A 22,952-nucleotide genomic window follows, 5' to 3' on the forward strand; every position below is an offset into this window, starting at 1 on the left:
ATAAGGAGGCAAAAAAATGGAATACAAGACAATTATTTCTGCTGATGAACTTAAATCGATTATCGATCAAGATAATGTACGAGTATTTGATTGTCGATTCAGTCTAAAAGACCCACAAGGAGGATTAAAAAGTTATCAATCTGGCCATTTGCCGTCAGCACAATTTGCCGACATGGATACTCAGTTATCTTCAGCTATGACAGAAACATCGGGGCGTCATCCCTTGCCGGATGCTGGGGTATTTCAAGCTCAATTAAAGGCATGGGGTATAAATAATGATACTCAGGTAATTGCTTATGATGATATTTCGGGTGCGTTCGCGGCTAGACTATGGTGGATGATGCGCTGGATGGGACACGATAAAGTAGCGGTTTTAGATGGAGGAATGCAGCAGTGGACGCAACAAGGATTACCTCTGAGTAAAGATGATGTGGAATTCCCAGAGGGGGGGTTCTCGGGTAGCGCAAAGATGGATTGGTTGGTTGATATTCAGACTGTTATTACTAAGTTAGCAGCAAATAAAGTTACTCTAATAGATGCGCGTGCGGCTGATCGTTTTACAGGCAAGGACAAAAATACAGATCCAGTCCCAGGACATGTGCCAGGCGCAAATAATCTCCCATTTGCTGGGAATTTAACTAAAGAAGGGTTGTTTGAGACGCCAGATATTATCAATCAACGCTTTGCTAATATTATTCAGGATCAGCCGTTAACTAATGTAGTTAACATGTGTGGTTCAGGGGTAACAGCGTGTCATAACCTGCTTGCACTAGCAGTTGCAGGGGCGCCACCGACAAAAATATTTATAGGATCTTGGAGTCAATGGATAAGAGACCCATCACGTCCGGTCGACTCTGTAGACTAAAATACTGAACTATATGGTTGGTTCTAATAATGCGTATATGACTAAGTGCATGATTTAACAACCTATTATTCCGAGATTCATACCGGTTAGCTGGAACAGGTTGTGATCACCTCTATTAGTCAATAAATTGACTATGTTTGAATTAATGGAACCAATATAATTTTCTATGGATGGATTAGCAGAGCATCAAATTGCTGAAAGATTAGAAGCCTCTGAAGGTTCTCTCCACCCTACGATTGACCCTGGAGAGTTATCTACGCCAGTAGGAATTCTCTCAATGAGTGATGGTGTGGTTGTTTATGCCAATGATGCTTTTAGGAAAATAATTCAATCGACCAAAGTTGGCGAGCCAATTAAAGGTTTTTTTCACACTCCAGAGCTACGAAATTCAATTACAAAAAAGCTCGAAGAACTTCCACAATATGTCTCATTGTTAAAACGGCCAGAGACGTCATTACGCTTTACTGTAACTAAAGGCCTGTTTCTGAAAAAACCTCATTTTTTTGTATGCATAGAAACAATAAATAATACGCAAGAGGCTAAACTACAAATTTGTCTTGATAGAGAGGCGTTTGTATCTCAGTTATCAGGGTTGCTTGGAACTGATCTTGAAGAGGAAAGCTGTGTCTGTACTATAGATATTGATCGCTTCAAAGTAGTTAATGAAAAGTATGGATATGAAGCAGGAAATTATGTTCTTGAAGAATTAATTCATGTTATTAAGCGTTATATTCCACAAAATAATACTATAGGTCGATTAGGAGATAATGAATTTGCAGTTATTCTTAAAAACACCAATATTGATGATAGTGTTAAATTATGCGAAATCATAAGAGAGCAAGTTAAAGAATATAAATTTAGTTATGGCGGTGAACAAATAGAAATAACATTATCAATAGGTGTGATTTCAATATCTGAGGATGTTTCCACATTAGAGGGGATATTATACTCTGCAAACCTAGCATTAAGATCAGCGCAAGAAAATGGGCGTGATTGTGTGCATAGCTCAGCAACTCAAGACACAATGATGGCTTATCATTCTGGCAAAATGCATTATGCAATGGTGATTGAAGATGCCCTGCAAAATGATAAGTTCGAATTATTTGCTCAACCGATAGTTTGTCTTAAAGATCAAGCTGATCATTACTCATATGAGATTTTGCTACGAATATTTGATCATAAGAAAAAAGACTTTGTTTCCTCGCAAGAATTAATTACTGCGGCAGAGTCATTAGAGGTGACGACAAGGATAGATCAGTGGGTATGTGAGAAAGTATTTGAAGATATATCCAAGAAAATGAAAGCTCAGGTAAGAATTCCAAATTTATCGATTAATCTTTCCGGTCACTCTATAGTTAGTGTTGCCTTTGAGAAATTCTTGCTGGAGTTAACTGATAAGCATCAAGTTCCTACTGAGCATATCTGTTTTGAAATTACAGAAAGTGTCGCGGTTAAAAGTATATCTCGAGCGCAAAACTTCATTAGCAAATTGAAAGGAGTTGGGTATAAGTTTTCTCTGGATGATTTTGGTGTTGGATATTGTTCATTTAATTACCTGAATAAACTAGATGTTGATAATGTGAAGATTGATGGCTCTTTTGTTTCTTCTATGCTAGATGATGCAACTCAATTTGCCACTGTACAAGCAATAACAAATGTCGCGCGAACAATGAATATTAAAACTATTGCAGAATTTGTAGAAAAGCCTGAAATAATCAAAGCGCTTAAGGTGATTGGCGTTGACTTCGGCCAAGGCTATATTTTTGGAAAACCTACTCCTATAAAAGATATTTACCAGCTTTAAATTATTGCTTGTGCAAGGTTCATTAAATGTCTATAGCATGATACCTTTCTAACCTCGAATAGTTGTTTATCATTTCTCTTATTGAGTCGGGGCAAGTAGCGTGAAATTTTGCAGCAATTGCGGTTCAAGTGATATTGAACATAAGATTCCAGATGGTGATAACCGTTTAAGACATTGCTGTCCAAAATGCGGCGCTATTTTCTATGAGAACCCAAAAATTGTTACTGGATGCGTCGCGCAGTGGCAGGAAAAAATATTGATTTGTAAGCGTGCTATCGAACCTCAATTGGGCACGTGGACACTCCCTGCTGGGTTTATGGAGAATTTCGAAACAATACAAGAAGCTGCTGCGCGAGAAACGTTCGAGGAAGCAACAGCGCGTACGTCAAATCTAGAATTATTTGCCATCTATAATCTGCCACATATAAGTCAGGTTTATATCATGTTTAAGGCAGATGTGATTGATGGAAAAGCTTCATCAGGTATTGAGAGTTTAGAAACAGAGTTTGTTGACGAGCAAGATATTCCTTGGGCTGACCTATCATTTCCTATTATTACTGAAACACTAAAATTATATTTTGAGGATAGGAAGCGTGGTGAGTTTTCCTTGCATACAGGCGAGATAACGCGGGATCACGAACGAGCTATTCAGATTACCCGATATTGAGTAAAAAACTATTATTAGCTGTAATTGAACTTGGAGGTTACCCAGACTTTCGAGATTTGTATCAGCAATATGGTTATGACGTTGTCATAGAGTCTTCAATGCGTAAAGCATTATCTTTGCTGAAGAAAAAAAAGATTGATGTGATTGTCGCTGAATTTAATTACCAACACACTTTTAGAGATCGCCTTAGTAGCCTTGAGTCAATCATTGCAGTTGCACAAACAAATGATCAAATTGAATTCATTGTGCTTTACGAAAAAGAATTTGAAAATCACCTCGATAAGTTAAGGCGGCAATTTAAATTTAGCGTGGAAATTGCTTTTCCTATTGATGAAACTAAAATGGTTGCTGCTCTAGAAGAAATAGCCAAGTAGTTACTTAAGCATCTACATCGGGGATTAATCCGCTTTCTAGTTTTTGTATTGTATCTTTAATGTGTAATTTACGCTTTTTAAGGCGTTTTAGCTGAAGTTGATCTACATAATCCGCTTGCGATAATGCATGAATGGCATCATCCAAATCTTTATGTTCAACGCGTAATTCTAATAGTCTGCGTACAATTTCTTCTTGAGCATCACTTGTGTGCATAGCAGCTTATATTAGTAAATTAGTTTGGTTGTTCACGTTTAGCCCCGCCTAAGCAAGGGGGCGATTGAGGGGATTGCTGATTCTTTTCGGCCCATTCGTCTGGGGTAAATGAATGTATTGAAAGTGCATGGATAGCACCTGCTAATTCTTCTGCTAGCAATTTATTAATAATACGGTGGCGCGCAATTAACATTTTACCATCAAATTCATTGCTCACCACTGTCACTTTGAAGTGCGACTCTGAACCAGGCGGAACATTATGATTGCTGCTTTCATTAAGCACTTCCAGATATAGAGGTGTTAATGAGGCGTTAATTTTTTCCTCAATAGCAGTTTGAATCTTCATATTGATAAATTCCGTTGTAAAATCATTGATGCTAATCGTCAATGCTTAAAAAGCGTAACGAGTTGGTCATTGTATAGTCACAAAGTTGTTCGAAGCTATCCCCACGATGGTAGGCGATATGCTCTGCGATATGTGGAAGATATGCTGGTTCATTGGTCATATTTTTTGGTCTAGGCTGAAATGTGCGTGGAAATAGATAAGGAGCATCTGTTTCTATTAATAGACGGTCTTCAGGTATCATGCTGACTAGAGAATGCAAATGACCACCACGCCTTTCATCGCAAATCCAACCCGTAATGCCAATGTATAAATCCATGGCTAAGTAATTTTCTAATGCTTGGGCTTCACCAGTAAAACAATGTACGACAGTTGGACCTAAGTCATTTTTATACTCATTAAGGATAGAGAAAAATTCTTTGTGCGCATCGCGTTCATGTAAGAACAGTGGTTTTTGCAGTTCGATGGATAATTCTATTTGTTGACGAAATGCGTGCCGCTGCTGTTCGTGAGTTGAGAAATTGCGATTATAATCTAGGCCTGCTTCTCCAATGGCTTTAACACGCTTACTTTTAGCTAATGTGCGTAAACAGTCTTGCGTATTGTCTTGCCAATTTTTTGCCAAGTGTGGATGAACCCCAGCAGTTGCATACATACCTTGTTGATAGCGTTCAGCGAGTTCAATAGCGTAGTGACTATCTTCTTGATCAGAGCCTGCGACTAAGAAATGACTAACATCAGCAGCAAATGCTCTTTGTAAGAATTGTTCTTCCTTATCTCTAAATTTACTGCTTGTGAAGTTAAAACAAAAATCAAATAACGACATCTTGTGAGATATGGTTGCTTAAACATGAGGTGCAGAATTCAACTTCTGAATCTTTAAGAATGAGTTGGCAGTCAGTGCATAAATTAAAATGCTCAGGAGCTAGATCACTGTTGATTGACACGCGGTCATCAAATACGAAACAGTTGCCATGCCAGTGAGCGCCTTTTGTTTGGCGTAAATACTCTATGATTCCACCTTCTAGTTGGTAGACTTTATCGAAGCCAAACTTCTCAAGATAAGGTGCTGCCTTTTCACAACGAATGCCGCCTGTGCAAAAAGTAACAATTGGTTTATCTGTTGGTAGTTTGCTAATTTCATCTGCTTTAGTCTGCAATTTTCTAAAGCGCCTTAGATTTAACTGCTTAGCCTTGTCAAAGGTGCCAAGCTCAAATTCAAATTCGTTACGCATATCAAGTAAAATAAAATCTTTACCACTGTCAAGCCATTCTTTAAGCTCTAATGGAGGTAAATATTGATGATCAAAATCACCAACTTTCAGTGTATTGTCTTCTATTGGAACTAGTTCAGTTTTAGTTTTTACGGTGATTTTTTTGTAAGGATGGTACAGACTATACAGCTCATGAAATCTCATATTTGAGAAACGTGCATCTTTATTGAGTTGTGAGCGAAAAGTTTGAATCTCCAGGATATTTCCTGATACTCCAATATTTATACCTTCGCTAGCCAGGTAGATAGAGCCTTTGATGTCTAAATTAGCACACAGGCTTTTTAGCTGAATTAGAGTATCGTCAATATCTTCAATTGGCGTGAAGCGATAGCCAGCAATATTTATGTATATTGGATTTAAATTTATCATTACACTATATGGATAGATATTTTCTGTGCGGATATTAACTCAAACTCACAACGATCAAAATAGTCATAAATATGAAAGAAGGCAATCCAAAAGCAATATACCTAAAAGATTATCACCAACCAGATTATTTAATTAATAAGGTCGATTTATGTTTTGAGCTCTTTGATGAAAAAACCTTAGTTCATGCAGAGTTGCATATACATTCCAATCAGAGTGCGTCTAACAAAAAACACTTAGTATTACATGGTGAACAGTTAAAGCTGATACATGTAAAGATCGATGATAATCAGCTATCAGATCAAGAATTTTCGGTAAGTCCAGAAGAGTTGACTATACAAAATGTTCCTGACCAATTTGTACTGTCTACATTGGTCGAGATAGATCCTGCTCAAAATACAGCCCTTGAAGGGCTGTATTTATCATCTGGCAACTACTGTACTCAATGTGAAGCAGAAGGATTCAGAAAAATCACCTATTACTTAGATCGTCCAGATGTAATGGCAATCTTTTCAGTTCGCATCGAAGCAGATCAGTCAAAAATACCTGTGATGCTCTCTAATGGAAATAGAATCTCCGAGGGTAAATTAGATAATGGGCGACATTTTGCCCAATGGCATGACCCATACCCAAAACCATCCTATCTGTTCGCATTAGTCGCTGGTGACTTGTCATGTTGTAGCGATGAGTTCACTACTAAAAGTGGTCGTAATGTGAGCTTAGAAATTTATACTGAATCTCACAATGCAGATAAATGCGATCATGCAATAGCCTCATTGAAGAAGGCAATGCAATGGGATGAAAGTACATTCAATCTTGAATATGACCTTGATACTTACATGATTGTTGCTGTTGATGATTTCAATATGGGCGCGATGGAAAACAAAGGCCTGAATGTATTTAATTCTAAGTGCGTGTTAGCTAGTCCAAAAACATCAACAGATGCTGATTACATGAGTATCGAAGCAGTGATAGCACATGAGTATTTTCATAACTGGACAGGTAATCGTGTCACTTGTCGAGATTGGTTTCAGTTGAGCTTGAAAGAAGGGTTAACTGTTTTTCGTGATCAAGAATTCACTTCAGATGTAACATCTAGAGCAGTTAAACGAATACAGGATGTAAGATATTTGCGTACTTATCAGTTTGCCGAAGATGATAGTCCTATGGCGCATCCAATTCGTCCGTCATCATATGTCGAAATAAACAATTTTTATACGCTCACTGTTTATGAAAAAGGCTCGGAAGTAGTAAGGATGTATCAAACATTACTTGGTAGAGATGGATTTAAAAAAGGGTTGCAGCGTTACTTTAAAAAGCATGATGGGCAAGCAGTAACTACTGACGATTTTGCAGCAGCGATGGCCGAAGCGAATGATTTTGAGTTAGGAAATTTTTTAAACTGGTATTCGCAAAGTGGTACACCAGCAATAAATGTTTCTAGTGTATGGGACCAAGATAAACAAGAGTATGTAGTTACATTTGAGCAAGAGTTACCAACAAATAAAATGCAATCTAAGCCACAGCCATATTTAGTTCCTATAAATACAGCATTATATGACGCAAATGGTAAATCTATGGTGTTGAATGTTGATGGTTATACGCAATCAGAAATGTTGACTTTGCGTGTTTCGCAAACACACCAAGAAATTGTGTTTGCAGGGATTACTGAAAAGCCAACCCCTTCTTTTTTGCAAAACTTTTCTGCGCCGGTGAAGTTAAATTTTCAATACACTGCAGAAGATTTCGTATTTTTAATGGCTAATGATACTGATACATTTAATCGTTGGGATGCAGGACAGCGATTTGCAACTGAGTGGTTGCTAGATGCGATTATTGCAGTGAAGACGGATATAAAACTTCCTGACGCAGCTCAATATATAGCAGCTCTTGAAGTGGTGCTTAGAGATGAAAGTATTGATTCTGCTTTTAAAGCTGAAATGATGGTATTGCCACAAGAGTCTTATTTGGCAGATTTTATACAGCCGATTGATGTTGATGCAATTTACCAGGCACGTAAGCAATTGCAGGTAAATATTGCAACATCTTTAGAAAAATTATTGCTAGATATTTATCGGCAGAATAGTGTCTCAGGTGACTATCAATATAATGCAACGGATATGGGCAAACGTCGTCTTGCATCAATTTGCTTGTCCTATCTTAATTCATTAGAGAAATATGATTATATTCAGTTGTCTAAAGCTCAATTTGAGAATACAGATAACATGACTGATTCCATGGCGGCTCTGGAGGCAGTGAATGACTTGAATGAGCCTTTTAGAGACGAAGCGTTAGCTGTATTTGGTGAACGCTGGAAACAGGATGCCTTGGTTATGGATAAATGGTTTTCTTTGCAAGCACGATCGCGAAAACCAGGTGTGTTAGAAACTATAAAGAAACTTCTTGATCATCCAAGTTTTTCAATTAAGAATCCAAATAAAGTGCGCGCATTGATTAGTGTATTTGCTATGGCGAATCCAACTGCTTTTCATGCTAAAGATGGCTCAGGGTATACATTCTTAGCGGATAAAATAATTGAACTGAATACAATCAACCCGCAAGTTGCCTCTCGTCTTGTAAAGCCTCTAATAGATTGGAAGAAATACGATGTTGTTCGCCAAGATCTAATGAAGCAATCACTTCAGCGTATTAAAGCTGTACCCGATCTATCAAGAGATGTATTTGAAATTGTTGATCGCGGGCTAGAAAATTGAATTCAATAGGTATTTATTCAATATAAAGTAGGCTGCTTATATAAGCACTTATTTTATGTGAAGCTTAGATTTATTTAAGCAACGCTTTTTTACGCAAACCAAATAGGCCAATTAGGCCTGTTATAAATAATGGTAGAGCGGCGGGTACCGGCACTGCTGTAAAATCTACACTAACTAGTCCACCGCTTCCTTCTAGGTGGAGTACGACACTATCAAATAGACCAGATAAAAATGCTGTTTGTACGTTATTCTCGCCTTGGTCACCTAAGAAATCAAATCGAGCTACTTCACTTCCTTGGAAAAATGCAGCAAGGAAATTATCACCATCATTCCGTCCTCGGCTATCTCCAACATCAAGCGTCACAAGGCTGATAGATGTGATGTTTATACCAAAATCAATAGCGATATCACCGCCAGAAGCAGAGTCATTTGGATTATTGAAATTATTATCCTGGCTGATTATTAGGATATTGCCAGCGCCTGGAAATGATAAATCATTATCTCCGCCTGTACAGTCAACATTTTGAGTACAGTCTGAATTGAATAGAATAAGTTCTCTAGGATTTCCACTAGTATTACCCTGGCCCGTCACGCTAAATGTTGCACCATCTATAGTGCTATTTGTGATTATGTCCCCTGGCATGCCATCCTCGAAGTCAATGAGAGCTGCATTAGCAGAAAGACTTAAGCATAAAGCTAATATATAGAGTGAGTGAGTTATGATACTTTTCATTCGCTGAGCCTTACGTTCTGGGTGTATTTTTCTACATTTTGTCATTATGTGATTAAGTTCTAATCATGCAAGTCGACTAAGTGACGCATTTTGTAGAGCAAATGTGACTAAATTATTAAAAAATTAATTTGCCATGATAATTATCCAATAATAACTAGTTGATATCTTTTGGAAAATTCCTTTTATATCCTAGGGTTAATATTTTTAAGTCTACTGAATATTACATTATATGAATGATTCAAATACAACATTATTGTAAGCACATATGTCTGATATGTTACAAAAAAGCTGGTTAACAAAAATAGAACGGTTAGGTAATCGATTACCTGATCCCGCGTATTTATTTATTATTGGCACGGTATTTATTCTTGTATGTGCGGAAGCTGCTGTTTGGTTCAATTTGCAGATTGAGAAGCCGAGTGCAGGTGGCTCATCTCAGTTATTGCAAGCGCGTTCAGTAATTAGTGCAGAGGGTGTTTGGTGGTGGTTAAGCACTTTAGTTAAAAATTTTATTGAGTTCCCACCGCTAGGAATTGTATTAGTAGGTATGCTTGGCATAGGGCTTGCTGAACGGTGTGGATTGTTACCCGCATTAATTGTTATGGCTGGAAATGCGGTTAGGGAAAAGTATCTAGTTCCAGCAATTATATTTATAGGCATCATGTCATCGATGGCTTTAGATGCTGGTTATGTTGTTTTACCACCTATCGCAGCAATTTTATTTATGGCGGCAGGACGCTCTCCTGTTTTGGGGATAGTGGCAAGTTTTGCAGGTGTATCAGCAGGGTTTGGTGCTAACTTATTTGTTACTAGTATTGATCCACTCCTTGCTGGATTTACTGAAACGTCAGCACAGTTTTTAGATGCTAACTATAAAGTCGCAGTGACAAGTAATTGGTGGTTTATGATTGCATCAACTATTGTACTTACTTTTACGGGATGGTTAGTGACGACTAAGTGGGTTGCACCTCGGGTTGCAAACATTCCATATCAAAACCCTTCTGCAATTCAGGACAGTACTATAGTCTGCGATTCAAATAAAAGTGCGCTTATTTGGTCGGGTAGCGCATTTGTATTATTAATTTTACTTATTTTACTAGCAGTAAAAATTCCAGGGGCACCTTTATATGGAAATGGAAACCGATTCCCTCGCTGGGTTGAAGTAACCGTTCCCTTGTTATTTTTCGTTTTTGTCATTCCAGGAATTGTTTTTGGGCTGAAGGCAAAAACAATTCAAAATAGTAAGCAGTTTGCTAAATATATGGGCGATACTATTGCTGATTTAGGTCCGTATATTGTGTTGGCATTTTTCGCAGCACAATTTATAGCAGTATTTAAATACACTCACTTAGGAGAAATGCTTGCGTTGGCTGGAGGAGGCTGGCTGGCTTCTCTGCACTTAGATGTAGGTGTGTTGTTGTTTGCTTTTGTGCTTTTGGCTTGCTTAGCCAATCTTTTAATTGGTTCCATGTCGGCGAAATACGCATTTATGGCGCCCGTGTTTGTACCCATGTTAATGCAAGTTGGTATTGCGCCTGAGTTAACGCAAGTGGCATATCGTATCGGTGATTCAGTGACGAATGTAATCACGCCATTAAATCCTTACATGATTATTGTATTAGCAATGTTGCAAAAATATCATCGTGATGCAGGAATTGGCACTTTAATTAGCCTTACTTTGCCTTACAGTATTGGGTTTTTTATTGCTTGGGTGGTGTTATTGATCACCTGGGTAGTATTTAAAATACCGTTGGGCCCAGGTTTCGTTTACTAATATTTGCACGTTAACAAATGCGTCACGAAATTTATTATGAACTCGCGCGCGCGGGGAAAGTTTTTAATAAATTAAAAATCCTCAGTAGAAGTAAATAAGCCAACACGTAAATCTTTTGCGTGATATATCTCGCGACCATCAACAGACATAACACCTTCAGCTATTCCTAATGCAACGCCGCGAGTAATCATTCTTTTGATATCAATTTCATAAGTCACTTTGCTAGCGGTAGGTAGTACTTGTCCGCTAAATTTGACTTCACCAACGCCAAGTGCTCGCCCTCTGCCTGGATTATCGCGCCAGGCTAAATAAAATCCAACAAGTTGCCACATTGCATCAAGACCTAAACAACCAGGCATGACTGGATCTCCTGGGAAGTGGCAGTCGAAGAACCATAAATTTGGTTTGATATCTAGTTCGGCAATGATTTTGCCTTTTTTATAGTTGCCACCATCTTTGTTAATGGTAGTGATACGGTCTGCCATCAACATATTAGGCGTTGGAAGTTGCGCATTGCCAGGGCCAAACATTTCACCTTTGCCACAAGAGATAAGGTCTTCGAAACTGAAACTAGAGGGTCGAGTCATAATGGTATTTTAGATTGATAAATTTATTATTACTTATTCATTTTCAAGGAATGCAGCTATTGGGCGTTTTAAACGATCTAATTCAAGTCGTAATTCTCCCATGGTTTGTACAACTACTGCATTAACCTCTTCAATTACCTCAGTGTAACCTGATACAGCAGTACCGCATACAATCAATGTGGTTTTTCCAGATAAGGACGCTTTGATTTGGCGTAATATATTAGGTAAATGAGGATCATCTGCTGGTCTTGCAATACCTAAGGCCACTGCAGACGCATGTGTATGTGCGCAGGCATAAATAATTTCGTCAGCCGCTAACTCTGTGCCTAAGTAAATCGAATTCCACCCATAAGAATTAGCAGCGACTGCCATGCGCAGTGCAATCAAGTCATATTGCTGTCCCATTGGTGTGGTCACAATTAAATTATAATTAGAATCATATTCGTTTTCAGAAGCCGTTAACGTGCACATGTATGAACGAATCATTGATGTGGCCATTCTTTCTTGTGACAGACGCATATTACCGCGTCGGCATTCATCTCTTATGAAGGCAATTAACGGTCGTAGCAAATCTTCTAATAAAAAAGGAATACCCAATGTATTTGCAGCTTTAACGAGAGTTGCTTTTAATGCGCTGGGGTGCATCTGATTAATCGCATCGAGGCATTCTTCAAAGTGTTCCATTACGGAACCCGTGTTTGGTCGTTCAGAAGGAATGTTACGAGCTTTAGCTGCGGCTGATTCGTCGTTTTCCACCAATGAGTAAAGTTCTTCAATGCTCTGATTGGCAATATCGCCTATGCGCCGACCTGCAGAAGTCGCTCGTCTCAACAAACTAAGCTTCTCGACATCAAGATCTGAATACAAACGGCGGCTATTAGCAGCGCGCTGGGGAGTAACTGCTTGATAACGTCTTTCCCATGCACGTATTACATCCGCTGTTAGGCCTGTGCGCCTTGAAACCACCTGTATTGGATGCTGGGGATTTGTGACATTAGTCTCCATTCTGGCTACGCTTGTCTTGTTATGTGTTTGTCCAACTTTATGTACTTCTCATGTCTAATTAGATGGAACAATTTTAGTACATTGTCAGCTATATGTACAAGACAAAACATTAGCAAAATGTCTAATCATATTGGTAATTGTAAATGTTTTTGTTATAGTTAATGTCAGATACTAAACACTTATCTATTCACACTTCGCGTGGTTACTGTAAGGAGGTCATATGAAGAAATTTTTAATCAACGTGCGCTATTTTTTAGCTCCGTTGCTAATACTGGCAGCATTGTTTGGCGTGCTAGCTGGCGGTCCATGGGTATGGACGGGCGTAGCATTATTGGGTGTTGGGATTATTATTGACACATTAACCAAAGCACAAACCCCGGGTGCGGGTTTTGATGAAGACGGCGAACTGTATGGTATTCCTGCCTTACACAATGGTGTGATGTACGGCATGCTAGGCGTGTTTATCTGTTTACAGATAGTGTTGGCCTGGCGCATATTCCAGTACATGACAGGTGTTCCAATTGCTCCGTCAACGCTTCTAGGCATGTCTATTCAAGATGGCATTACAGGCGCACAGCTAATTGGTGCAACAATTTCAACAGGAATATTTGCCGGCATCGGCATTATCTATGGTCATGAGTTAGCGCATACGAAAGGCTTCAGCTTTGTAATAGCGCGTTGGATGATGGCGTTATCAGGCAAGGCACACTTCTGCTACGCCCACGTATACAACCATCATTTAGAGCTTGGTCATGTCGATGATCCAGCGACATCACCACGTGGAAGAAGCTTGTACAAGCATTATCCATTATCTGGGATTGGGCAAAGTAAATTTTTATTCGTGATGGAGAAGCAACGTCTAGAGAGACTGGGAGTGCCATTCTTATCATGGCAGAACCGATGGATACGCGGATACTTCATGGCATTGCCAACAGTATTTTTGTTCTGGTTTGTCGGCGGCTGGGTTGGCATAGGCTGTTTAGCGATTGTGTGGTTAATTTCTAACTTTGAGTTAGAAGCATTGAACTACCTGGAGCACTACGGTTTAATTCGCGAGAAAGGGCAACCGATTGATTACCGTCATAGCTGGGATAACAGCACGGCATTCACGAGTTGGTTCTTTATCGAGATTGGACGTCAAGGAGATCACCATGACCGTGGAGAGACCCACTTTTGGGAGTTAGACGAAGTGGGATCACCGAACTGCGGACGTGGCTATTTCACGTTATTTGCATTGGCATTGTTACCGCCAATATGGCATAAGTACATGAATGAGCAGATGAACAAGTGGGATGATGAAATGGCCTCAGAAGGCGAGCGTAAGGTCGCGGCCAAGATTAATCAGATCGCTGGCTACGCTTAATCTGCCACTACGTTGTATCAAAAAGCCCCCATCTGGGGGCTTTTTTTTGTCTTAAGAATCCCCATATTAGAATTTAATGTGTATTTAAATCACCTCTAAAAATTTATGCTGTATCTGTACACTGAATTTGATAAATAATTTCGACATTGGGTATAGATTGAGAAACAACAATAATATCTTTTATAAACTTTCCACTAATAAAAAAGTAGTACTAAAATTATGAGTAGAGACATTCTTTCTAGAGCCATGTCAGAAACGATTAGCGGCCAAGACCTCGGTGATGCACGCGTATTTTTTGAAAAAGAGATACATCAACTTATGCACCAGTTGACGGAATTGGGTGATAAAGCAGATTTACTTGATGTGGCCAAAGTGAAACTGAATATAGCTAGAGCTCAATTGGGATTAGGAGAACAGCTTGCTTGTTGGCAAGAAGCAAGACCTCTGCTTAAAACATTTATTGAGGGCGAGTGTTTTCAACAGGCTGTAGAGGCATGTGAATTACTTTATTTATCAGAGCAGGATGATTCTATTACGGCGCTGGGGCATGCGTGTTGGCTAGCAGTGACTTATCCTGTTGAACCTGCATTATCAGTAGACATATTGTCTTATATTATTGATGAGACACCAGACAACTCAGATGGTGCGGCAGTAGCAAGTGTTGCAGCTCTTTATATAGCAGAGCTACGTAGTAAAGATGATGAAAAAGAAAGTTTAATGTTTTTAGCTAAGCAGTTAATTGCCATGGTAGCTAAGAGACATCGCGGTATTGAAGATGAAGAGTCTATTCAAATATGGATTGAAATGTTAGAGCTAAATAACCTAGACGAGATGTTTGCTCGTCTAGGTAAAGTGATTGATGCCATTGTAGGCGCTAACTGGTGGTTTGACCGTGATGAATTACGCGCAAAACTACCAGTCAATTAAGTTATTATTACTTATACTTATTTAAGTAATCATCAACTGAGCCGTCATAGCCAGTGTGTGAATTGGAATTTGAGCTTTTATGCTTGGAAGTAGCTTTAGGTGCGGATGATTTGTTATTGGTAGATGATGAACTACGAGTACTAAAATTGCCTGAAGCATAATCTTCCATTGAACCGCTAAATCCTGAATGATCATTTGCATTTGATTCTAATTTTGCAATTTCATCGCCACTATGTTTTGCAACATAGTCATCTCCGCTACCACTGTAGCCCGAATGTTGTTTTACATCTTTAGGTGGTTTTGGGGTGCCAGCGCTGAATTTTGAAAGATATCCTTCAGCAGAACCTGAGTAGCCTGAGTGAGAAAATGCAGACTTATGTGCTTCATATTTCTTTTTAGATTTAATCATGCTTTCAGTGTCAGCATGATCGGTGATCGCAGCCACATCGGTTGTGCTGGATGAGCGATCAGCGTAATAGAACCCGCCTAAGACTAAAATCGCTATGACTACCAATACGATTACTGGTAGATTTGAGTTTGAACTGCTCATTATGGTGTCTCCAAATGTAATGGGTGATCTAGATGATCGTTATTATTTGCACGGTTTAAATCCAATAGCCTAAATGCTACGGATTACCGCAGTGCGGGTCAACGAGATCAGTCAACTTTGTGAGCTAAACGCAATAGTTAGTAATTAATTCTAGTAAATTATTCAAGTTATGTGCTGTTTCTAGCCAATGTCCAATCGAAGCATTATCCACATAGATATGGATGCCTTCTACGCATCAGTAGAGCAACGAGATTTTCCAGAATTTAGAGGAAAACCAGTGGTTGTCGGGGGTGATCCAGACCTGCGAGGAGTAGTGGCAACTTGTAGCTATGAAGCACGAAAATTTGGCATTCATTCAGCAATGCCATCTGCGATTGCGAAACGTAAGTGTCCACAAGCAATTTTTGTCCGACCCAGATTTGAAGTATACCGACAGGTGTCGGTACAAATTCAAGACATTCTAAAAAAATATACTGAAATTATTGAACCATTGGCTTTAGATGAAGCATTTCTAGACGTTACTGACCAAATCGCAAGTGCAGGTTCAAGCATGCTGATTGCAAAAGATATACGCCATCGCATTAACAGAGAAACTCAACTAATCGCCTCTGCGGGTGTGTCCTACAATAAGTTTCTAGCTAAAATAGCATCAGATCGAGGTAAGCCCGATGGCTTATTCTACATCTCCCCTAAAGAAGGCCCTTCGTTTGTGAAAAAGCTTGATATTCGTGAATTTTATGGTGTGGGTCCCGCTACTGAAGAAAAAATGCAGGGAATGGGGATCTACACAGGAGCCGATTTGGCAACTTGGGAACTTGAAGCACTGCAGCCTATCTTTGGTAAATCTGCTCAATATTATTACAACGCTTCGCATGGCATTGATACTAGAGCAGTCGAAGCTGACCGTTTGAGAAAGTCGATCGGTACCGAAGATACATTTGAAGTAGATTTACATTTCCATGATGAAATGCTGAAAGTGTTGGAAAATCAAAGCATGGAAATAGAACAAGAATTAAAGAAATTTGGTGGCCTGGGCAAAACTGTGACAATTAAGGTGAAGTTTTCAGATTTCACTCAAGTAACTCGTAGTCATTCTAGTAAAGCAGGATTTCGAGATGCCAAATCTATTATTGGTGTTGTTCCAGCACTATTAGAAAGCGCGACAAATAAGAACTTACCAGTACGATTGTTGGGCGTTTCAATATCGAATTTGGTGCTCGATTCTGAGGCTATTGGAGATGATCAGATGCCCTTATTATGAGTATGGCTATATAGCAACCAGAATAATTTACATTCGTTCAAAATTAGCGCCGTAAGTTGTTCTAAAAATGGGCTTGTAGTATGTTGGTGGTAATAATATACCTACAATAATAAGCAATAGATTCAAGCGTAGAGGAGGTCATCCGCATGGCAGAAAGCATTAAAATCACGGAAGTTAAAGATCGTATAAAAGTCCCAGAAGGCTTTTCAGTCCACCATTCATTTTGTCCACATGATTGCCCAGATTCATGTTCAATGTTGGTGACTCGAGACGATTCCACAGGGAAAGCGGTACGTGTTCAAGGCGACCCCACACATCCAATTACACGTGGCTATCTATGTAATAAAGTAAACCACTATCTAGATTTTGTTTATAACGATAACCGAGTGATGTATCCACACAAACGTGTTGGACCTAAAGGCCCAGGTGCAAAATTTGAACGTATTAGTTGGGATGAAGCACTAGAGTCTATCACTAATAATTTTAAAGAAACCATTGAAAAGTATGGCAGTGAGGCGGTTCAACCATATTCATATTCAGGCACCATGGGTATGGTGGGTTATTGGACCATGGACACTCGCTTCTGGAACAAAATGGAAGCTGCTCGTTTAGAGCAATCTATATGTATTTATGCAGCCATGTGGGCAGGGTTACATACATATGGTATGGCGCATTCCAACACATCTATTCATGAAGCAGCACAAGAAGCAGATTATATTATTTTATGGGGCGCAAACTTAGTGAGTACTGGCGTTCACGCAATTCCATTTATTCGTGAGGCAAAACAGCGAGGTGCAAAGCTAGTAGTTATTGACCCACGTCAAACGCGTACCACCATGATGGCAGATTGGCATATACAACCGAAACCTGGAACAGATGCTGCTTTAGTGCTGGGGATGATGAAAGTCATTGTTGATAATGATATGCATGATATGGAGTTCTTGAAAGAGCAAACGCTTGGTTGGGAAGCATTACTTGAAACAAAGCTACCAGATTACCCTTTAGACAAAGTTGAGCAAATCACAGGAGTACCTGCAGCTGATATCGAGAAATTAGCAATAGAGTATGCATCAGCAAATATTTCAGTGATTCGTGCAAACTACGGGCTAAATCGTCACCAAAATGCAGGTCAAATGTGTAAATCAGTTTTGTTGCTGCCATGTATTACTGGTTCATGGAGACATCGCTGTGGAGGCGCTAGCTTCGGCAACCTAGAAGAAATGTGGTTACGTCATGACATGAAAAAATTACACAGACCTGACTTAGGAGATCGTGCATCAAAACGTCAATTGAGTATGGTCCAAATTGGACGAGCATTAGATGACAATATAGGAGCAGACGGTGAACAATTAGATCCTCCTATTAAGTCAATCTTTGTATATAACTCGGATCCGGCTAATTGTGCGCCAAACACGAATGGCGTGCGGAATGGATTAATGCGTGATGATTTGTATGTGACTGTGCATGAGACATTTTGGACAGATACTTGTGATTATGCTGACATCGTCTTGCCTGCTGATACTCAGTTAGAACGACAAGATTTAGTAGCAACTTATGGAAATTGGTATTACGTAATGAATGAGCCAATTATTGAGCCGTTAGGTGAGAGTGTGCGTAATTCTGAGTTATTCCGTATGTTGGCTAAAAAGATGGGTTACGATAAAGATACCGATAATGCATTTACTCAGACTGATGAAGAAATAATTCGAGATATTTTAGTTCAAGATGAAGTTAATCCATTAATGGAAGGTATAACATTTGAAGGCTTAAAGAAGAACGGCTGGGCGCGTGCTAATACCGATAGTGATCGTAGAAACTTTCTTAAGAATGGTTGGCCTACAAAAAGTGGCAAAATTGAGATTTACAGTGAAGCACTTAAAGAACAAGGTGTGGATCCATTGCCATCATATGTGCCTGAAATTGAGGGTCAAGAAGATCCTAAGCGGAAAAAATTCCCATTACAGGTATTAAGTAGTGCCTCGCATTATTTCATTGGTGATTCGTTCCAATCAGTACCACGGTTACAAGCAATGCAATCTAGACCAACAGTAGAATTGAGCCCGGAAGAAGCGTCTAAGCGCAATTTGGTTGATGGTGATTTATGTCGTATGTATAACGATCGAGGTGAGACGTATGCATACGCCGTCATCATAGAAGGTATGTTATCCGGCATGTGTTCAACACAAAAACAATTCAAGGGAAGTAACACTCCTGGTGGTGTCAACATTAATGCATTGAATTCAGAAATGTTGACTGACTTTGGTAATAGTCCAACGTTCTATTCTTGCTTGGTGGAAGTGGAAAAAGCCAACGAGAAAATGCGTAAGCAGGCCTTGCTTGAAGAATGGGGCGGTAAAGATGGGTATATTAAAAAATGGCGAGAAGATCCACGGAATCAGGATGTGCAAGCGACTGATGCTGAAATTCTAAAACAAGCCGAAAAAATTCATCCAGGAGTATTTAAGTAATGGCAAAGCTTGACACATTCAATGATCCGTTTGACTTTCATATTCGAACGCTTCCAGAACCTAATCCAGATATTCAAACCTTACGCGTTTATACGAATGAAGGTGTAATAACTAAGTTCCGTAATCTAACTTATGATACCTACGAAGTAGTTATCACGTGTCCAGAAGGCTCGCACAAATTAAGTGCGAGAGCGGGCCAATATGGCACTATTAAAGTAGATGGAATGCAAAAGCCACGCTCTTACTCATTTGCTAAAACACCAGAATTAGAAAATCCAAATGAATATACTTTCTTTATTCGTTTAGTTGAAGGTGGAGAATTTTCTGGTTGGCTATCTGAGAAGAATAGAGAAGGTGAAAAGGTTCTGATCTCAGGTCCAATGGGTAAATTTGGTTTAGATGACTCAAATAAGTCAATGGTATGTATTGCTGGTGGTAGCGGCATGAGTGCAATTAATGCATTGGTAGAGCAAGTAAATGTGAAAGGCATAGAGCGAGATTGCTATTTTTTCTATGGTGCTCGCACGCAGAAAGATTTGTACTTGGTTGATGAGTTAAATGCACTTGCAGACAATTGGCCAGGCGGAAAGTTATTTAAATTTATACCAGTGTTATCTGAAGAGCCAGAAGATAGTGACTGGGATGGGCCGCGTGGATTTGTTACACAACACGTTAAAGAAGAATACTTAGACAAAGGTGTTTTCAATAGCGGGGACATCAAAGCATTTTTCTGTGGACCACCTCCAATGATTGACCATGGTGTCAAGGCATTAGAAGAAGCGGGACTTTCTAGCTCTGATATCTATTATGATAAATTTGAAGATGCACGATCACCAGCGCCTGTGATAGATAATGCCAAGTGTGTGTTATGTGATGAGTGCTTAATGGCTAAACCTATAAAGAACTGTATTGTAGAAGCTACAAACTTTAAAGTCAGTAATGGTGATGTGACTTCGTTTGAGCGTGTGCGCCCAGGTCATACTTCGGGCTTATATTACAACTCATTATTTATCGATGAGACAGAGTGTATTCGCTGCTATGCATGTGTAGATGCATGTCCACATGAGGCAATATCACCAGTTTATGCACAAGTACCTCAGATCTTAAGGAAACTCTAACATTGCATAATCTGCGATAGAGGTTCTTTGCGATATATAAAGCTGCTTCATTAGTGTGAAGTGGCTTTTTTTTGGAATTAGTCTACGAGATTGATGTCTAGTTAACATGTTTATAACAAGTAGCCTGGAGAAAAGAATGAAAGTTAAAATTTATCTCGCAGTTGCAATAGTGATTATGCTGGCCGTGACAACCTGGGCATCTGCTAAAGAAACAGATCTATATCAAGAAGGGTTGTTTTGGAAAATTGAAAAAGATGGGGAATACGTTGGGCATATATTTGGTACTTTGCATATGAATGATGGACGCATTGCAAAGCTACATCACAAAGTAAATAAAGTGCTTGATGAATCAAAAAGTTTTGCCATGGAAGCATTCCCCAGTGACCATTATTGGAATCCGTATCAAGGTGGGCAGCTAATCAAACACGATATGGTACTACCAAAGGGAGAATCCTTAGAAGATTTCGTTGGAGAAGAAACATTCAAAAAAATTCAAACTGTACTAGTGGATACATTAGGTATGCAGCCAGAGTTAGTAAAAACATTAAGACCATGGGCAGCTATGCGCAGTTTTGCTATTCGAGCAGAAAGTAATGAAGTGATTCTAGATTATGCTTTGCTAGAACGTGCCGCTGAACAAAGAAAAGAGCTATTTCAAGTAGAGTCTATTGAAGAATTCATTGTTACATTACAAGAGATGCCAATCGAGGCACAAGTTGCTTTGCTTAAATTTACTGTTGCAAGTTATGACAATATGCGTGGAATTATTAATGACATGCTCGATGCGTATCTAGAGGAAGACCTAAAAGCTATGTATGAAATTAGTACGCGCTTTATTCCTGATGAACCTGAAAATGAGCAGTGGAGACAAATTTACCTGAAACATGTAGTAGAGATCAGAAACATTGTCATGGAACACTATATGCGTAAACCAATGCGATTACGTGATACTTTTATTGCTGTTGGCGCTTTACACTTATATGGTGAAAAAGGTGTGCTTGCACTAATGGAAAAAGATGGATATACAGTGACACGAGTAGATATATAAAAAATAATTATCATATGAAGGCAGTAAAATTAATATTTATCGGAGGCATATTAGTTGCTAGTCACGTCAGCTCAGCAGTGACTAAATACGTTACTGATGAATTCGAAATAATGTTGCGTACTGGTCAAAGTACCCAACATGAAATTCGTCGACAGGTAAAAAGTGGTACTCCACTAGTAGTGTTACAAGAAAGCGAAGGTTACACTAATGTGCGTATGCCCAATGGAGTTGAAGGATGGGTATTATCTCGTTACTTAATGAATCAACCTTCAGGGCGAGATCGTTTAGCAGCGCTAGAGAAGCGACATGAAAAACTTAAGACCAAATTTGACCAAGCTGTGGCTGAGGAAAAAGCTGCTATGCAAAAGGAAATAGCTAAACTTAAAGATATAGCTAAAAGGCCATTAGAATTACAGCGCCAAAATGACCAACTTAAAGCTCAGCTCGCACAAGAAAAAGATCGCTACGATAAACTTGCTATAGAAAGCGAAGTGTTAAAATCCCCGTTGAAGGATAGGCAATGGTTTGTAAGTGGTGCAGTGGTCGTAATAGGAAGTATGATCTTTGGAATAGTACTGACAAGAATTCCATGGCAACGTAAGAAGAAGTGGAATCAACTCTAGGCTCAATTTACTTTACTGAGTCTTCCAATGTGTTAAATGTGGATTCATGACCAGAAGCAAAGCCGGAAAGATGATGTCTTGCAGGTTCATAATGAGTTTCAGCTGAATATGGTTTTTGGAATTTATCATCTGTTAAGTCCTCTCTAATGAAAAATGCATTAGACCCAGTGATGTTACAAGCAACAAGATTATATCCTTTTTTAGAAAATTCCAACTCTAAGTGTTTTAGTGAAGCTCCGTAATTATCATCATGTTCCCATATGTGTGTGCCTTCATATTTTCTACAATATTTTATTGGCGGGGCAAATTTAGAATTATATTCAATTATGACCACTCTTGGATTGATGCAGGTTATGTGATTGAAAATATGGATATCATTACCATCAATATCTATTGACAGTAAATCAATTTCTTTATTTTTCACGGATGCGGATATTAAGTTATTGATGTTATCTTTAGTAATAAATGCATTTGTTACCGCTAAAAGATCATTGTTTATTGTTTCTTTAAGGCCTTCACGTATATTATTAACAGCTGAATTGGATCCTTCAATCCATAGGCCTCGCCAACCATCAAATAAAAGAGCATAGGTATTATTTTCTAAACCATTGCCTATACCAAATTCAACAAAGAATTTATTCGTAGTTCCTATTCGGTCAAATATTTCCTGAATAATCCCATCTTCATCATTCTGAGAATATATTTTGTAGCCATATGGAATTAGACTTTTATTGTCTTTGTAACGATCATTTTTCTTTAACGCTTCAAGAGAAGAATGGACTAAAGTTTTTTCAATTTTTGAAAGTTGGCGATAGACGCCAAATAGTTTCTTCAACTTTCGTAGTAATTTCATATCAAATTAACAAATCGTGTG

Annotated in this window: 22 protein-coding genes; 13 read left to right on the forward strand and 9 right to left on the reverse strand. The window is 38.9% G+C overall.

Going from position 1 to position 22,952, the window contains the following annotated elements:
• Positions 1-16 precede the first annotated feature (16 nt).
• The 4 genes from R8G33_10840 (at position 17) to R8G33_10855 (ending at position 3,710) form a co-directional block, all read left to right on the forward strand.
• Positions 17-865 (forward strand): sulfurtransferase, encoded by an 849-nt coding sequence (locus R8G33_10840; GenBank protein ID MDW3096159.1) that lies wholly within the window; start codon positions 17-19, stop codon positions 863-865.
• A 166-nt stretch (positions 866-1,031) separates the two neighbouring features.
• Entirely contained in the window at positions 1,032-2,669 is a 1,638-nt protein-coding gene (locus R8G33_10845) for a bifunctional diguanylate cyclase/phosphodiesterase (GenBank protein ID MDW3096160.1), read from the forward strand.
• A 100-nt stretch (positions 2,670-2,769) separates the two neighbouring features.
• Positions 2,770-3,336, forward strand: coding sequence for an NUDIX hydrolase (locus R8G33_10850; GenBank protein MDW3096161.1), 567 nt, complete (start codon positions 2,770-2,772; stop codon positions 3,334-3,336).
• Positions 3,333-3,710 (forward strand): hypothetical protein, encoded by a 378-nt coding sequence (locus tag R8G33_10855; GenBank protein MDW3096162.1) that lies wholly within the window; start codon positions 3,333-3,335, stop codon positions 3,708-3,710. Before R8G33_10850 ends, R8G33_10855 begins: the two co-directional genes overlap by 4 nt.
• Positions 3,711-3,714: 4 nt before the next feature.
• Here R8G33_10855 and R8G33_10860 read toward each other — a convergent pair whose 3' ends face one another.
• Genes R8G33_10860 through R8G33_10875 form a run of 4 tightly spaced genes read right to left on the reverse strand, consistent with a single transcriptional unit; the run spans position 3,715 to position 5,910 of the window.
• Positions 3,715-3,924, reverse strand: coding sequence for a DUF465 domain-containing protein (locus R8G33_10860; protein MDW3096163.1), 210 nt, complete (start codon positions 3,922-3,924; stop codon positions 3,715-3,717).
• A 19-nt stretch (positions 3,925-3,943) separates the two neighbouring features.
• Positions 3,944-4,270 carry a BolA/IbaG family iron-sulfur metabolism protein gene (locus R8G33_10865; GenBank protein ID MDW3096164.1) on the reverse strand — a complete coding sequence of 109 codons (327 nt, stop codon included), beginning with the start codon at positions 4,268-4,270 and terminating at the stop codon, positions 3,944-3,946.
• 31 nt (positions 4,271-4,301) lie between these two features.
• On the reverse strand, positions 4,302-5,093 hold the full coding sequence (locus tag R8G33_10870; GenBank protein MDW3096165.1) for a TatD family hydrolase: 792 nt from the start codon (positions 5,091-5,093) through the stop codon (positions 4,302-4,304).
• Complete coding sequence (locus R8G33_10875; protein ID MDW3096166.1) at positions 5,080-5,910, reverse strand: rhodanese-like domain-containing protein; 831 nt, start codon at positions 5,908-5,910, stop codon at positions 5,080-5,082. Before R8G33_10875 ends, R8G33_10870 begins: the two co-directional genes overlap by 14 nt.
• Before the next feature lie 71 nt (positions 5,911-5,981).
• Here R8G33_10875 and pepN point away from each other — a divergent pair, with 71 nt between their 5' ends.
• Positions 5,982-8,621, forward strand: a complete 2,640-nt coding sequence (gene pepN, locus R8G33_10880; protein MDW3096167.1) for an aminopeptidase N — start codon at positions 5,982-5,984, stop codon at positions 8,619-8,621.
• A gap of 70 nt (positions 8,622-8,691) precedes the next feature.
• Here the strand turns inward: pepN and R8G33_10885 are convergent, their stop codons facing one another.
• A complete protein-coding gene (locus R8G33_10885) occupies positions 8,692-9,354 on the reverse strand; it encodes a VPLPA-CTERM sorting domain-containing protein (protein MDW3096168.1) in 663 nt (220 codons plus the stop codon).
• Between the two features lie 265 nt (positions 9,355-9,619).
• Here R8G33_10885 and R8G33_10890 point away from each other — a divergent pair, with 265 nt between their 5' ends.
• The gene (locus R8G33_10890; GenBank protein MDW3096169.1) at positions 9,620-11,128 is read left to right on the forward strand and encodes an AbgT family transporter; all 1,509 of its coding nucleotides are present in this window, start codon (positions 9,620-9,622) and stop codon (positions 11,126-11,128) included.
• Positions 11,129-11,199: 71 nt separating this feature from the next.
• On the opposite strand, the gene fabA is transcribed toward R8G33_10890, so the two are convergent.
• Positions 11,200-11,715, reverse strand: a complete 516-nt coding sequence (gene fabA, locus R8G33_10895) for a bifunctional 3-hydroxydecanoyl-ACP dehydratase/trans-2-decenoyl-ACP isomerase (GenBank protein ID MDW3096170.1) — start codon at positions 11,713-11,715, stop codon at positions 11,200-11,202.
• A gap of 33 nt (positions 11,716-11,748) precedes the next feature.
• Positions 11,749-12,720, reverse strand: coding sequence for a MerR family transcriptional regulator (locus tag R8G33_10900; protein ID MDW3096171.1), 972 nt, complete (start codon positions 12,718-12,720; stop codon positions 11,749-11,751).
• A 220-nt stretch (positions 12,721-12,940) separates the two neighbouring features.
• On the opposite strand from R8G33_10900, the gene R8G33_10905 reads away from it, so the two are divergent.
• Together R8G33_10905 and R8G33_10910 are read left to right on the forward strand one after the other, a co-directional pair.
• A complete protein-coding gene (locus R8G33_10905; protein ID MDW3096172.1) occupies positions 12,941-14,083 on the forward strand; it encodes a fatty acid desaturase in 1,143 nt (380 codons plus the stop codon).
• Between the two features lie 219 nt (positions 14,084-14,302).
• Positions 14,303-15,010, forward strand: a complete 708-nt coding sequence (locus R8G33_10910; protein MDW3096173.1) for a hypothetical protein — start codon at positions 14,303-14,305, stop codon at positions 15,008-15,010.
• Positions 15,011-15,017: 7 nt separating this feature from the next.
• Here R8G33_10910 and R8G33_10915 read toward each other — a convergent pair whose 3' ends face one another.
• Entirely contained in the window at positions 15,018-15,560 is a 543-nt protein-coding gene (locus R8G33_10915; protein ID MDW3096174.1) for a hypothetical protein, read from the reverse strand.
• 187 nt (positions 15,561-15,747) lie between these two features.
• On the opposite strand from R8G33_10915, the gene dinB reads away from it, so the two are divergent.
• The 5 genes from dinB to R8G33_10940 all read left to right on the forward strand — a co-directional run bounded on the left by dinB (position 15,748) and on the right by R8G33_10940 (position 22,078).
• The gene (dinB, locus tag R8G33_10920) at positions 15,748-16,821 is read left to right on the forward strand and encodes a DNA polymerase IV (protein MDW3096175.1); all 1,074 of its coding nucleotides are present in this window, start codon (positions 15,748-15,750) and stop codon (positions 16,819-16,821) included.
• Between the two features lie 146 nt (positions 16,822-16,967).
• On the forward strand, positions 16,968-19,289 hold the full coding sequence (locus R8G33_10925) for a molybdopterin-dependent oxidoreductase (GenBank protein ID MDW3096176.1): 2,322 nt from the start codon (positions 16,968-16,970) through the stop codon (positions 19,287-19,289).
• Entirely contained in the window at positions 19,289-20,407 is a 1,119-nt protein-coding gene (locus R8G33_10930) for a 4Fe-4S binding protein (protein ID MDW3096177.1), read from the forward strand. Before R8G33_10925 ends, R8G33_10930 begins: the two co-directional genes overlap by 1 nt.
• A 136-nt stretch (positions 20,408-20,543) precedes the next feature.
• Positions 20,544-21,455 (forward strand): TraB/GumN family protein, encoded by a 912-nt coding sequence (locus R8G33_10935; GenBank protein MDW3096178.1) that lies wholly within the window; start codon positions 20,544-20,546, stop codon positions 21,453-21,455.
• A 14-nt stretch (positions 21,456-21,469) separates the two neighbouring features.
• Positions 21,470-22,078 carry a TIGR04211 family SH3 domain-containing protein gene (locus R8G33_10940; GenBank protein MDW3096179.1) on the forward strand — a complete coding sequence of 203 codons (609 nt, stop codon included), beginning with the start codon at positions 21,470-21,472 and terminating at the stop codon, positions 22,076-22,078.
• 7 nt (positions 22,079-22,085) lie between these two features.
• On the opposite strand, the gene R8G33_10945 is transcribed toward R8G33_10940, so the two are convergent.
• On the reverse strand, positions 22,086-22,931 hold the full coding sequence (locus tag R8G33_10945; GenBank protein MDW3096180.1) for a hypothetical protein: 846 nt from the start codon (positions 22,929-22,931) through the stop codon (positions 22,086-22,088).
• Positions 22,932-22,952 lie beyond the last annotated feature (21 nt).

This window comes from Gammaproteobacteria bacterium (genome assembly GCA_033344735.1).
Classification (GTDB): domain Bacteria; phylum Pseudomonadota; class Gammaproteobacteria; order UBA4575; family UBA4575; genus UBA1858.